Origin of the sequence: Kumtagia ephedrae (assembly GCF_003012745.1) — a bacterium.
Lineage (GTDB): Bacteria > Pseudomonadota > Alphaproteobacteria > Rhizobiales > Rhizobiaceae > Kumtagia > Kumtagia ephedrae.
This window is the reverse complement of sequence record NZ_PXYK01000008.1, coordinates 1-12,155: the sequence shown is the minus strand read 5'-3', so window position 1 is coordinate 12,155 and position 12,155 is coordinate 1. Positions and strand designations below refer to the sequence as shown.

General features: G+C 67.0%; 13 protein-coding genes. 4 read left to right on the top strand and 9 right to left on the bottom strand.

What is annotated here, in order from left to right:
- Positions 1 to 41: 41 nt before the first annotated feature.
- From C7I84_RS09975 to rsmA, 3 genes are all read left to right on the top strand, one after another.
- Complete coding sequence (locus C7I84_RS09975; RefSeq protein WP_106772034.1) at positions 42 to 980, top strand: SurA N-terminal domain-containing protein; 939 nt, start codon at positions 42 to 44, stop codon at positions 978 to 980.
- Positions 981 to 1,317: 337 nt separating this feature from the next.
- Entirely contained in the window at positions 1,318 to 2,334 is a 1,017-nt protein-coding gene (gene pdxA / locus C7I84_RS09970) for a 4-hydroxythreonine-4-phosphate dehydrogenase PdxA (protein WP_106772033.1), read from the top strand.
- The gene (rsmA, locus tag C7I84_RS09965; RefSeq protein ID WP_106772032.1) at positions 2,331 to 3,161 is read left to right on the top strand and encodes a 16S rRNA (adenine(1518)-N(6)/adenine(1519)-N(6))-dimethyltransferase RsmA; all 831 of its coding nucleotides are present in this window, start codon (positions 2,331 to 2,333) and stop codon (positions 3,159 to 3,161) included. Before pdxA ends, rsmA begins: the two co-directional genes overlap by 4 nt.
- A gap of 106 nt (positions 3,162 to 3,267) precedes the next feature.
- Here the strand turns inward: rsmA and C7I84_RS09960 are convergent, their stop codons facing one another.
- Entirely contained in the window at positions 3,268 to 3,483 is a 216-nt protein-coding gene (locus tag C7I84_RS09960; RefSeq protein ID WP_106772031.1) for a hypothetical protein, read from the bottom strand.
- Positions 3,484 to 3,651: 168 nt separating this feature from the next.
- Between C7I84_RS09960 and C7I84_RS09955 the strand changes: the two genes are divergently transcribed.
- A complete protein-coding gene (locus C7I84_RS09955) occupies positions 3,652 to 5,139 on the top strand; it encodes a winged helix-turn-helix domain-containing tetratricopeptide repeat protein (RefSeq protein ID WP_245428372.1) in 1,488 nt (495 codons plus the stop codon).
- A 99-nt stretch (positions 5,140 to 5,238) separates the two neighbouring features.
- Here C7I84_RS09955 and gmk read toward each other — a convergent pair whose 3' ends face one another.
- From gmk to fabD, 8 genes are all read right to left on the bottom strand, one after another.
- Positions 5,239 to 5,886, bottom strand: a complete 648-nt coding sequence (gmk, locus tag C7I84_RS09950; RefSeq protein ID WP_106772029.1) for a guanylate kinase — start codon at positions 5,884 to 5,886, stop codon at positions 5,239 to 5,241.
- Between the two features lie 3 nt (positions 5,887 to 5,889).
- Positions 5,890 to 6,780, bottom strand: coding sequence for a YicC/YloC family endoribonuclease (locus tag C7I84_RS09945; RefSeq protein ID WP_106772028.1), 891 nt, complete (start codon positions 6,778 to 6,780; stop codon positions 5,890 to 5,892).
- A gap of 116 nt (positions 6,781 to 6,896) precedes the next feature.
- Positions 6,897 to 8,102, bottom strand: a complete 1,206-nt coding sequence (gene mltG / locus C7I84_RS09940) for an endolytic transglycosylase MltG (RefSeq protein WP_106772027.1) — start codon at positions 8,100 to 8,102, stop codon at positions 6,897 to 6,899.
- 79 nt (positions 8,103 to 8,181) lie between these two features.
- Complete coding sequence (gene fabF / locus C7I84_RS09935) at positions 8,182 to 9,444, bottom strand: beta-ketoacyl-ACP synthase II (RefSeq protein WP_106772026.1); 1,263 nt, start codon at positions 9,442 to 9,444, stop codon at positions 8,182 to 8,184.
- A 37-nt stretch (positions 9,445 to 9,481) separates the two neighbouring features.
- A complete protein-coding gene (locus C7I84_RS09930) occupies positions 9,482 to 9,718 on the bottom strand; it encodes an acyl carrier protein (RefSeq protein WP_106772025.1) in 237 nt (78 codons plus the stop codon).
- Positions 9,719 to 9,936: 218 nt separating this feature from the next.
- A complete protein-coding gene (fabG, locus tag C7I84_RS09925; RefSeq protein WP_106772024.1) occupies positions 9,937 to 10,674 on the bottom strand; it encodes a 3-oxoacyl-[acyl-carrier-protein] reductase in 738 nt (245 codons plus the stop codon).
- A gap of 7 nt (positions 10,675 to 10,681) precedes the next feature.
- A complete protein-coding gene (locus C7I84_RS09920; RefSeq protein WP_106772023.1) occupies positions 10,682 to 11,005 on the bottom strand; it encodes a hypothetical protein in 324 nt (107 codons plus the stop codon).
- Positions 11,006 to 11,020: 15 nt separating this feature from the next.
- Positions 11,021 to 11,956 (bottom strand): ACP S-malonyltransferase, encoded by a 936-nt coding sequence (gene fabD, locus C7I84_RS09915; protein WP_106772022.1) that lies wholly within the window; start codon positions 11,954 to 11,956, stop codon positions 11,021 to 11,023.
- Positions 11,957 to 12,155 lie beyond the last annotated feature (199 nt).

The window sequence follows — 12,155 nt, the reverse complement described above, 5'->3', positions numbered from 1 at the left end:
GGATTAGATCAACGGCAAGAATGGGAACCAGATCCGCAGGGATGGCCTCCGTGAGAAAAACGCTTCTGTCGCTCAACATCGCGATCCTTGCCTCGGTCGCGGCGCTGTCCGTCTCCCTCTCGGGAACGCCGGCGAGGGCGAGCGAGATCAAATACGTCGTCAACAACACCGCCGTCACCAGCTATGACGTGCAGCGGCGCGTGGCCTTCCTGAAACTGCAGCGCAAGAAGGGCGACCTGGCCAAGATGGCCGGCGACGAGATGGTCGACCAGACACTGCGCCAGGCCGAGATCCGCCGCCTCGGCATCCGTGTGTCGGACGCCAACGTCCAGACGGCCTATGAGCGTTTCGCCAAAGGCAACAAGATGACGGCCAAGCAGCTGGACGGCGTCTTCAACCAGGCCGGCGTCACGCCCGAGCATTTCAAGGACTTCATCCGCACCCAGCTCGGCTGGAACCAGGCGCTGTCGTCGCGCTTCCGCTCGCAGGGCGGAACGATGAGCGAGCAGGACGCGGTGCGCCGCATGCTGCAGCAGGGCGGCAGCAAGCCGTCGGCGACCGAATACACGCTGCAGCGGGTGATCTTCGTGGTGCCGGCCGGCGAGAAGGGCAATGTGGCCAAGCGCAAGCGCGAGGCCGAGGCGATGCGCGCCCGCTTCACCGGCTGCAACACTACCCGCGAATTCGCCAAGGGGCTGGTCGACGTGACCGTGCTCGACGTCGGCCGGGTGCTCGCGCCGGAGCTGCCGAAGGACTGGGCCGAGCAGATCAAGGCCACCCGCACCGGCGGCGCCACGCAGGTGCGCGAGACCGACCGCGGCGTCGAGTTCATCGGCATCTGCAACGCCCGCGAGGTCTCCGACGATCGCGTGGCCAAGTCGGTGTTCCAGGCCGAAGGTACGGAAGACCAGCAGGCGGAAGAGCTCGACAAGAAATACATCGCCGAGCTCAGGGGACGCGCCAAGATCGTGGAGCGGTAAGGCGCGCGGGCGAATCTCGGTTTCGCGTTGAATCGCGACCGCCTTGCGCGCGATGGTATGGCGCCAGCCCACGGATTGTGATTTCTGCATCGCCGGAGCATGTCGTCGCCGGTACGGCATGGATCCCAGGGTCTTCGCGACGGCCTTCGGCCTGCTCCGCCCTAGGATGACGAAGTGAAATGCGTTCTCCGCCAATCTCCAACGTTGGTGATTGGCGTTGGCCCCAATCGCCTTCGTCATCCCAGGCGAAGCCGGAGCGCAGCGAAGGCGCAGACCCTAGAATCCATGCCCTACCGGCAACGAGATGCTCCAGCGGTGCAGAGCAAGGCCGTCCAGCATGACCCATCACCCCCTCCCCCTGGCCCTCACCGTCGGCGACCCGGCGGGAATTGGTCCGGAGATCGCGCTCGCCGCCTGGCTGTCGCGCAGGCAGCACGCACTGCCCGCCTTCTATCTGCTCGGCGACGCCGCGTTGATGGCGGCGCGGGCGAAGCGGCTCGGCATGGAGGTTCCCTTGGCGGAGGTGGAGCCTGGAGAAGCCGCGCCGCGCTTTGCCGAAGCCCTGCCCATCGTGCCGCTCGCGGCAAAATTTCACGACGATCCCCGCAGGCCGGACGTGGCGAACGTGCCGGGCATCCTCGAATCGATCGACCGGGCCGTGGCCGACACCTTTGCGGGCGACGCCGCCGCCGTGGTCACCTGCCCGATCGCCAAGAAGGTGCTTTACGACGGCGGCTTCCGCTTCCCCGGCCACACCGAATATCTGGCGGAGCTGGCGAAAGCACGCACCGGCGTCGAGGCACGGCCGGTGATGATGCTGGCCGGGCCAAAGCTGCGCGCCGTGCCGGTCACCATCCACATCCCGCTCGCCGCCGTGCCCAGGGCGCTGACGACCGGGGACATCGTCGAGACATGCGAGATCGTCGCCGCCGAGCTGGCGCGCCGCTTCGGCATCGCGGGACCGCGGCTGGCCGTCGCCGGGCTGAACCCGCATGCCGGGGAGGACGGCTCGATCGGCCGCGAGGACGAGGAGGTCGTGCGCCCGGCCGTCGCGGCGCTGCGGGCCGCCGGCATCGACGCGCGCGGGCCGCTGCCGGCGGACACGCTGTTCCACGGCCGCGCCCGAGAAACCTACGACGCGGCGATCTGCATGTATCACGACCAGGCGCTGATCCCGGCCAAGACGCTGGGCTTCGACGACGCCGTCAACGTCACGCTCGGCCTGCCCTTCATCCGCACCTCGCCCGACCACGGCACCGCCTTCGACATCGCCGGCAAGGGCGTGGCCAAGCCGGACAGCCTTGTGGCGGCGCTAAAACTCGCCGGCGACATGGCCGCGCGGAGCGCCGCATGAGCCTCGCCGCCGACGGCCTGCCGCCGCTGCGCGACGTGATCGAGCGGCACGGACTGCACGCCAAAAAGGCGCTCGGCCAGAATTTCCTGCTCGACCTCAACCTGACCGGCAAGGTCGCACGGACGGCCGGCGACCTCGCCGACACGACGGTGATCGAGGTCGGTCCCGGCCCCGGCGGGCTGACCCGGGCGCTGCTGATGCACGGCGCAAAACGGGTGGTCGCGATCGAGCGCGACGAGCGCTGCCTCGCCGCGCTGGCCGAGATTGCCGCGCATTATCCCGGCCGGCTGGAGGTCGTGGCGGCCGACGCGCTGAGGGTCGACATGGCCGCGCTGGCGCCGGGCGAGACGGTAAAAATCGTCGCCAACCTACCCTACAACATCGGCACCGAGCTTCTGGTCCGCTGGCTTACGGTGGCCGAATGGCCGCCCTTCTGGCGCTCGCTGACGCTTATGTTCCAGAAGGAGGTGGCGCAGCGCATCGTCGCCCAACCGGGCGCCGACGCCTACGGCCGGCTCGGCGTGCTCGCCGGCTGGCGCAGCCGCGCCGACATCGCCTTCGACATCCCGGCACGCGCCTTCACCCCGCCGCCCAAGGTGACCTCGGCCGTCGTCCACATTTTTCCGCGCGAAAACCCGCTGCCGGCGGATATGCGCAAGCTGGAGCGCGTCACCGAGGCCGCCTTCGGGCAGCGGAGAAAAATGCTGCGGCAGAGTTTGAAGAGTCTGGGCGGGGAGAGGCTGCTGGACGCCGCCGGCATTGACGGCACGCGGCGGGCCGAGACGCTGAGCGTGGAGGAGTTTGTCAGGCTGGCGAATCTGGTTTGAGCGGACGTCTGGACATGCGCCGAAGTCCCATGTCTCGCGCGCCGAGAACGGCGGCCGGTGCCAGAGCCCGCGCTGACTGACGGTTTGCTCGACTGGGACTTGCAGTTCACCAACTGGGATCGCGGCCATCGAGATCGTCGTCCGGGACGACCTGCGGTTGGCGGCGCAGACTGGTGTAGGGGTCGACATAGGCCAGTTTGAGCGCATCGTTCCACAGAGCGAATATTTCCCATAGCGATGCTCCGATGCCGAGTCTCGGAACGCCTGGCCGCGGCAGGCCAGGGCGGCGGGTGGCGATCGGGGCCTTGGAGATGTCGGTCATGGTGCCCTCCTGTTACGGCGAGGATGACACCGCGTCCCACTCAGGTCCTTGGTCCGGACCTGAAGAGTCCTGAACAGCGCTGAAGTTCGCCTTGCGGGCCGACTTGAGCTATCCTGCCCGCAAGGGATGGGTTCTCGGCCAATGGACTTGGAGTTTGGGAACTATCGTTTGAAACGAGCCGAACGGCTGCTGCTGGGGCCGAAAGGGCCGGTGGAGCTTTCGGCCCGGTCCTTCGACATCCTCGCCATGTTGCTCGACAGGCCGGACGACGTGATCGGCAAGGCCGAGCTTTTCGACGCGGCCTGGCCAGGCCTGGTGGTGGAGGAGAACACGCTGCAGGTCCACATTTCGGCGCTGCGAAAGCTGCTGCCCGCCGAGATGATCGCAACCGTGCATGGCCGTGGGTATAAATATGCCGGCCCCAAACCCTTGGTGGCCGCGGCGGAGGCTCCGGCCAGACCGTCCATCGCCATACTTCCCTTCGACAATATGAGCGGCGACCAGGAGCAGGACTATTTCAGCGACGGGATCACCGAGGACATCATCGCCGAGCTCGGCAAGTTCAGGGAGTTCCTAGTCATTGCGCGGAACTCCTCCTTCCAGTTCCGCGGCAAGGCGAACGACCCGGCCAGCGTGGCGAAGAAGCTTGGCGTCCAGTATGTCGTCGAAGGCAGCGTGCGCAAGATCGGCAACCGGGTTCGGGTCACCGTCCAGCTGATCGACGCGTCCTCGGCGGCGCATATCTGGGGCGAGCGCTACGACCGGGACCTTGACGACATTTTCGCCATCCAGGACGAAATCACCCAGATGATCGCCGCCCGCCTGGCCCGGCAGGCCAGAACCGCGATCGCGTCGCGGGCCAGGGCCCGGCCGACCGACAACATGTCGGCCTATGAATTCTATCTGCGGGCGCTGCCGCTGGCGGCCGTCTATGACACGGCGCATGAGGCGGAGCACTTTCTGCGCCTGGCGGTCAAGCTCGATCCGCGCTTTGCAGCCGCCCACGCCATGCTCGGTTTCGTCGAATCCATGAAATTCTACTGGGTCTATGACGACCCGCGTCATCTGCATTCGGGCCTGGAGATGGCAAAAACCGCGTTGCAGCTTGACCCCGACGAGGCGTACGGGCATCTCGCCACCGGATTTGCCCTCCTGTATCTGCGTGAGTTCAGACAGGCCGAAATCAGTCTTGACCGTGCGATCGCGCTCAACCCGAACGACCCGTTCATCCTCAGCATCCATGCTCTCCTGCTCAGCTACACCAGCAGGCCGGACGAGGCGCTTGGCGGGATCAACGAAGCCCAGCGCCGCGACCCGTTCGCGGTGGGATGGTACGAGGACTTTCGCGGCATCATACTGTCGACGGCCGGGCGATATCGCGAGGCGATCGCCTGCTACGCGAAAATGCCAACCATTCCATCGTGGTCGCTTGCTCGCTTGGTCATCTGCCACTCCGAGTTGGGCGAAACCAGACAGGCACAAGACACGCTGGCAAAACTCAAGGCCAACTGGCCGGGCTTGGACATCGACGCGATCGCCGACTGGGAACTGGATTTCTTCGAGGATCCCGCCGTGTTCAGCCGCTATCGCGCCATCCTGCGGCGCGTCGATCAGGACATGAGCTTCGCCTCAGCTGCGGCCCGCGACGACCCGTAGCGCCAGCAGGTCTCGACGGCGAGAAGTCCAGGCATGCAGTAGCGTCCGCGTCTGGCGGTCGTGGGCGCCTGTCGAACGTCGCTTTCGGCCCCCGCCCCTTCACACCTTCTCGTCGAGTAGCCCCGAGACGAAGTCGAACAGGCCCGGCCGGCGGTCGCGGCGCAGGCGCTCGGCGGCGACGACGGCGCGTACCTGGGCGAAGGCGCGATCGAGATCGCGGTTGATCACGACGTAGTCGTAATCGCGCCAGTGCTCGATCTCGAGGCGGGCGTTCTGCAGCCGGCGCTCGATCGTCTCCTCCGAATCCTCGGCGCGGCGCTTCAGCCGGCTCTTCAATTCGGCCATGGACGGCGGCAGGATGAAGATGGAGACGATGTCGGCGCGCATCTTGTCCTTGAGTTGCAGCGCCCCCTGCCAGTCGATGTCGAACAGCATGTCGCGGCCTTCCGCCATCGCCGCCTCAACCGGCTCGCGCGGCGTGGCGTAGCAGTTGCCGTGCACCTCGGCCCATTCCAGCAGCGCGTCGGAATCGCGCAGCCGGTCGAACTCGCGTTGGGTGACGAAGTGGTAGTGCACCCCGTCGATCTCGCTGCCGCGACGCGGCCGCGTGGTCACGCTGACCGACAGGCTGAGCTCATGATCGCTTTCGAGAAGGTTGCGCGCGATCGTCGATTTTCCCGCGCCCGAAGGCGAGGACAGCACCAGCATCAGCCCGCGGCGGCGAATGCCTGCAGGAACGTCGCCCATCGGTCACTCCAGATTCTGTAGCTGCTCGCGGAACTGGTCCACCACCGCCTTGAGCTCGAGGCCGATGGCGGTGATCGTTCCGGCGTTCGATTTCGAGCACAATGTATTCGATTCGCGGTTGAATTCCTGCGCCAGGAAGTCGAGCTTGCGGCCGACCGGGCCGCCTGCGGCGAGCAGCGCGCGGCCGGAGGCCACATGCGTCTTCAGCCGGTCGATCTCCTCGCGGATGTCGGCCTTGGTCGCAAGGAAGGCCGCCTCCATGTGCAGCCGGCTCTCGTCGAGGCCGGCCGCCGCGTCCATCAGCAGCGCCACCTGCTCGGCGATGCGGGCGCGAATCACGGCGGGCTCGCGCGACGGATCGGCCTCGGCGCGTTCCGTCAGCGCCTCGATCGCGGCGATGTGGCCGGAAAGCACCTCGCCGATCGCCTTACCCTCGGCCTTGCGTGCCTCGGCGAGATCGTCCAGGGCGCGATCGAGCACGGCGAGCGTCGCCGCATCGAGGGCGGCGCGGCTCTCCTCGGTCTCCGCCGCCTCGGGAAGCTCGAGCACGCCGCGCAGCGCCAGCAGACCGTCGGCGCTGGCCGGAGCGACGCCGAACTGCTCGGTCAGCCGCACGGCGAGCCCGGCGAGATCCCTCAAAAAGGCTTCGTTGACGACCGGCACGGCCGCAGCCGCACCGCTCGCGCCGATGGTCAGGGTCGCCTGGAAATTGCCGCGGGCGAAGCGTCGCTGGACCGCCTGGCGCACGGCCGGCTCCAGCCGGTCGCTGCCCGACGGCAGGCGCAGCCTGATCTCGACGGCCTTGCCGTTGACCGACTTCAGCTCCCAGGCGATCGACGTGCCGTCCAAGTCGCCGGTCGAGCGCGCGAAGCCGGTCATGCTCTGTAGGTTCATGGCGCCGGTTACCTCCAGCAAAAAGCCAAGGCGTCATTCCCCGGGCGCCGGCGGGCCCGGGAGGACCATTCTATGCGGTAAAGCGTCCGCGCCGTCCCGTCCAGTGGGCGCGCTAGCTATTGGGCGGGCTGCGCTTCCTGCCCGGCCCCGTCCTGAGCGCCGGCCTTGGCCGCCTCGGCCTGCTGCTTCTGGAAAGCGCGCCAGCGCGCGACGTTGCGGTTGTGCTCCTGCAACGTCCTGGCGAAGACATGGCCGCCGGTGCCGTCGGCGACGAAATAGAGGTCTTCGGTGTCGGCCGGATTTGCCACCGCCTCGAGCGCGGCGCGGCCCGGATTGGCGATCGGCCCCGGCGGCAGGCCGTTGATCACATAGGTGTTGTAGGGCGTCGGCTTCTCGATGTCGGACTGGTAGATCGGCCGGTCGGCCGGCTTTCCGGCGCCGCCGAACAGGCCGTAGATGATGGTCGGGTCGGACTGCAGCCGCATCTTCTTGCGCAGGCGGTTGACGAAGACCGCGGCGACCTGCGGGCGCTCGGCATCGATGCCGGTCTCCTTCTCGACGATGGAGGCGAGCGTCACGAACTCGTTGACGTCGGCGACCGGCAGGTCCGGCTGGCGCTTGGCCCACACTTCTTCGATCAGCGCCTTCTGCTGCGCCAGCATCTTGTCGATGATCACCTTGCGCTCGGCGCCGCGGGTGAAGCGCTGCGTGTCGGCGGCGAGGCTGCCTTCCGGCGGGATCTCGGTTGGCATGTCGCCGGCGAGCGCCTCGGCCTCGGCGATGCGGCGGAACGCCTGGGCGACGGTCAGGCCCTCGGGAATGGTGAGCGAATACATGATGGAGCGGCCGCTCTGCAGCAGCTTCATGATGTCGTGCATCGAGGCGCCGGCCTGGACCTCGTATTCGCCGGCCTTCATCGTCGCCTCGCCGCCATAGCTGCGCACACCCAGGCGGAACACCGTCGCGTCGCTGATCAGACCGTTCTGCTCGAGTTGCGTGGCGATCTGGCCGACGCCGCTGTTCGGCCTGACCAGGAAGGTCCTGGCCTCGGTGGTCGGGCCGGGCGCCTCGAAGGCGCGCTTGCCGAAAACGACGGCCGCGCCGGCCGCCACGATCGCCAGCATCACCAGCGAGATCAGGAAATTCATGAAGACGACGATCTGGTTGCGCGAGGCGCGCGACCGGCGCGGCGCGGCGGGCTGCGCAGCCGGCTGCGGGCGCAGCGCCTCGCTCGCAGCCTTGGGCTTCGCCGCTTCTTCTTCCGGCTTGGGCGGCTCGGGCCGCCGTCCGAACTCGGCAGGAGGTGTCTGTGTGTCGCTCATCGCCTCGAAAAACCTGATCGCGCCGAGAGACTAGGCGCGAATATGGCAAAATTCCCGGCGGGCCGCAGCCAGCCGGCGCTCAGCCGTCGAAGCGCTGGAACACCAGCGACGCGTTCGTCCCCCCGAAACCGAAGGAGTTCGACAGCGCCACGTCGATCGGCCGGGACCGCGCCTTGTGCGGCACCAGATCAATCGCGGTTTCACGCTCCGGATTGTCGAGGTTGATCGTCGGCGGCGCGATGTTGTCGCGAATCGCCAGGATCGAGAAGATCGCCTCCGCCGCGCCGGCGGCACCGAGCAGGTGGCCGACCGCCGACTTGGTCGACGACATCGAGATCTTCGACGCCGCGTTGCCGACCAGCCGCTCGACCGCGCCAAGCTCGATGGTATCGGCCATGGTCGAGGTGCCGTGCGCGTTGACGTAGTCGAGATCGGCCGGCTGCAGCCCGGCACGCTTCACCGCGGCGGCCATGCAGCGGAAGGCGCCGTCGCCGTCCTCCGCCGGGGCGGTGATGTGATAGGCGTCGCCGGTCAGGCCGTAGCCGACGATCTCGGCATAGATTTTCGCGCCGCGCGCCTTGGCGTGCTCCAGTTCCTCAAGGACCAGGACACCCGCGCCCTCGCCCATGACAAAACCGTCGCGGTCGCGGTCGAACGGACGCGACGCCGTCTCGGGCGCGTCGTTGCGGTCGGTGGAGAGCGCCCGGCAAGCGGCGAAGCCGGCCAGCGACAGCCGCGTCACCGGCGCTTCCGCGCCGCCGGCCAGCATCACGTCGGCATCGCCGAACATGATCAGCCGCGCCGCGTCGCCGATGGCGTGCGCGCCGGTCGAGCAGGCGGTGACGACCGCATGGTTCGGCCCCTTGAGGCCGTGGCGGATCGACACCTGGCCGGAGACGAGATTGATGATGTTGCCGGGAATGAAGAACGGGCTGATGCGGCGCGGGCCGCGCTCCTTGAGCAGGATGGCGTTGTCGGCGATGCCGTCGATGCCGCCGATGCCCGAACCGATCATCACGCCGGTGGCGTTGCGGTCCTCGGCCGACTTCGGCTCCCAGCCGGCATCCTTCAGCGCCTCGTCGGCCGCCGCGATCCCGTACAGGATGAAATCGCCGATCTTGCGCAGCTCCTTCGGCTCCAGATAGGCTTCCGGATCGAAGGCATGCTCGTTGCCGGGGCCGCGCGGGATCACATGCGCGATCTTGCAGGGAAGATCCTCGACGTCGAAACTGTCGACCCGCCGGCAGGCACTCCTGCCGGCAAGGATCTGGCTCCAGCTATGGTCGACACCGACGCCGAACGGCGACAGCAGACCAAGACCCGTGACCACGACACGCCTCATCGCAGTTTCCCGATGCGTTGACGGCATGTCCGGGAAATCAGGCCGAGGCCTTGTCGATGTACTTCACCGCGTCGCCGACGGTGAGGATGGTCTCGGCCGCGTCGTCCGGAATTTCCACGCCGAATTCTTCCTCGAAAGCCATGACGAGTTCGACCGTGTCCAAGCTGTCGGCGCCCAGATCATCGATGAAGCTCGCGGCTTCCGTCACCTTCTCGGCGTCGACGCCGAGATGCTCGACCACGATCTTCTTGACGCGCTCTGCGGTGTCACTCATGTTGGCTTCCTTCGTCTCAGGTTAGTGGCCTTCGTTAGCGGGCGGAGTGCCGCTAATCAAGCTGAAAGATGGCGTTTGCCACGGCGCGGCCGTTGCTGTCGGGGATTGTCTTCCTCGTCCCTTGTCTCGCGCATTACACGAAAATACTGGGCCGTCCAAGGCGAAAACGCGGCAGGCCGTGCCGCGAACGAGGCGCGGCGCGGCAGCGCCCGCGGCGCTCAGATCATCGCCATGCCGCCGTTGACGTGGATGGTCTGGCCGGTGACATAGGCCGCCTCGTCGGAAGCGAGGAAGGCGACAGCGGCGGCGACTTCGGCGCCGGTGCCCATGCGCCTGGCCGGGATGGCGGCCATGATCGCCTCCTTCTGCTTGTCGTTCAGCTTGCCGGTCATGGCCGATTCGATGAAGCCGGGCGCGACGCAATTGACGGTCACGTTGCGGGTCGCGATCTCCTGTGCCAGCGACTTGGTGAAGCCGATCATGCCGGCCTTGGAGGCGCAATAATTGGCCTGGCCGGGATTGCCGGTGACACCGACCACGGAGGTGATGTTGACGATGCGGCCCTTGCGGCGGCGCATCATCGGATGCGTCAGCTCGCGGGTGAGGCGGAAAACCGCAGTCAGGTTGACCTCCAGCACCGCATCCCAGTCGGCGTCCGACATGCGCACGAACAGCCCGTCCCTGGTGATGCCGGCATTGTTGACCAGGATGTCGACACCTTCGAGATCGGCCTCCGCCTTCTGGCCGAGCGCCTTGACCTCGTCGCGCTTGGTGAGGTCGGCCGGGAACAGTTTTGTCCGTTCGCCGAGTTCGCCGGCCAGCGCCTCGAGCTTTTCGACGCGCGTGCCGTGCAGGCCGACGATGGCGCCCCGGGCGTGCAGGGTGCGGGCGATCGCCTCGCCTATGCCGCCGGTGGCGCCGGTGACGAGGGCTTTCTTGCCGGTCAGATCGAACATTCTTTCCTCACTTCGGGTTAGCCTTTGCGCACGCGTCTATGTGATCCTGCAGTTCTTTCCACAAAACATAATACATGAGGTGGCCATAGTTCCTGACCATGTCGTCGGCACGTGTGGCGACGAAAGACAGATGGAACAGGCTGGAGAAAAAGATGGAGAATGTAAGCAGGATTGCGAATAACAACATGGCCATTCCAGCCATTGTAAACAGTTGGGTTGCCGGGGCAGCCTCCGGCTGATCTTTGAGAATTAGCCAACCGCCTACCGTCCACACCAGAAATGCGACAACCGTCACAAAGCAAAGTCTGATCGTTTGCCGCCTGGTGAACATAGGCCCGGCTCTTCGTCAGCCTAAAGCAATCAGCGCCGCCTCGACATCGGCCGACGTGCCGATCGAAGCCGTCGCGATCTCCTTGTCGATGCGCCGCGCCAGCCCCGACAGCACCTTGCCGGCGCCCACCTCATAAAGCGTGGTGACGCCGTTGGCGCCGAACCATTCGACCGTCTCGCGCCAGCGCACCTGGCCCGTCACCTGCTCGACCAGGCGCCGAGCGATCTCGTCGGCATCGGTGAGCGGCCGCACCACCACATTGGCCACCACCGGCACGACCGGCCGCGACTTTGCCACGGCCGCCAGCGCCTCGCGCATGGCCTCCGCCGCCGGCGCCATCAGGGCCGAATGGAAAGGAGCGGAGACCGGCAGCATGATGGCGCGCTTGGCGCCTTTCTCCGTGCACAGCGCCGCGGCCTTCTCCACCGCCGCCTTGGCACCGGAGATGACCAGTTGCCCGCCGCCATTGTCGTTGGCGATCTGCACGCCCGGCCCGGCCTCGGCGCAGGCAGCTTCCACGTCATCCTGCGCGAGCCCGAGGATCGCCGCCATGGCGCCCTCGCCCACCGGCACCGCTTTCTGCATGGCGTTGCCGCGGATGCGCAGCAGCCGGGCGGTATCGGCGATCGAGAACGTGCCGGCGGCGGCGAGCGCCGAATATTCGCCGAGCGAATGGCCGGCGACATAGGTAACCTTGTCCTTCAAGGAGAAGCCGCGCGCCTCCAGAGCGCGCACCGCGGCCAGCGACACCGCCATCAGCGCCGGCTGCGCGTTGGCGGTCAGCGTCAGCGTCTCCTCGGGGCCCTCCCACATGATCGTGGAAAGCTTCTCGCCGAGCGCCTCGTCGACCTCGTTGAACACCGCCCTGGCTTCGGGGAAAGCCGCCGCCAGATCCTTGCCCATGCCCACGGCCTGGCTGCCCTGCCCGGGAAAGGTGAACGCTATCGCCATGATGGTCTCCTGCCTTTGCGGCCTGCCTGTCGCGCGAGGCCGCCGCGAAAGTCAAGGGCAGGCCGGGCGATTCGCAGGGCAATCGCTTCAGGTTAACGCGGTTGGGGTAGCGGATCAGGTGTGATGTGTGATTCATGGGCGGCTTCGCTAGATCGGAGCCGTTTATGACCCGTCCCGCCGTTTCGTCGCGCGCCATCCT

Excerpts from the sequence above, each read along its gene's own strand:
- C7I84_RS09975 (WP_106772034.1), top strand. The coding sequence starts at position 42 with ATGGCCTCCGTGAGAAAAACGCTTCTGTCGCTCAACATCGCGATCCTT.
- pdxA (WP_106772033.1), top strand. The coding sequence starts at position 1,318 with ATGACCCATCACCCCCTCCCCCTGGCCCTCACCGTCGGCGACCCGGCG.
- rsmA (WP_106772032.1), top strand. The coding sequence starts at position 2,331 with ATGAGCCTCGCCGCCGACGGCCTGCCGCCGCTGCGCGACGTGATCGAG.
- C7I84_RS09960 (WP_106772031.1), bottom strand. The coding sequence starts at position 3,483 with ATGACCGACATCTCCAAGGCCCCGATCGCCACCCGCCGCCCTGGCCTG.
- gmk (WP_106772029.1), bottom strand. The coding sequence starts at position 5,886 with ATGGGCGACGTTCCTGCAGGCATTCGCCGCCGCGGGCTGATGCTGGTG.
- C7I84_RS09945 (WP_106772028.1), bottom strand. The coding sequence starts at position 6,780 with ATGAACCTACAGAGCATGACCGGCTTCGCGCGCTCGACCGGCGACTTG.
- mltG (WP_106772027.1), bottom strand. The coding sequence starts at position 8,102 with ATGAGCGACACACAGACACCTCCTGCCGAGTTCGGACGGCGGCCCGAG.
- fabF (WP_106772026.1), bottom strand. The coding sequence starts at position 9,444 with ATGAGGCGTGTCGTGGTCACGGGTCTTGGTCTGCTGTCGCCGTTCGGC.
- C7I84_RS09930 (WP_106772025.1), bottom strand. The coding sequence starts at position 9,718 with ATGAGTGACACCGCAGAGCGCGTCAAGAAGATCGTGGTCGAGCATCTC.
- fabG (WP_106772024.1), bottom strand. The coding sequence starts at position 10,674 with ATGTTCGATCTGACCGGCAAGAAAGCCCTCGTCACCGGCGCCACCGGC.
- C7I84_RS09920 (WP_106772023.1), bottom strand. The coding sequence starts at position 11,005 with ATGTTCACCAGGCGGCAAACGATCAGACTTTGCTTTGTGACGGTTGTC.
- fabD (WP_106772022.1), bottom strand. The coding sequence starts at position 11,956 with ATGGCGATAGCGTTCACCTTTCCCGGGCAGGGCAGCCAGGCCGTGGGC.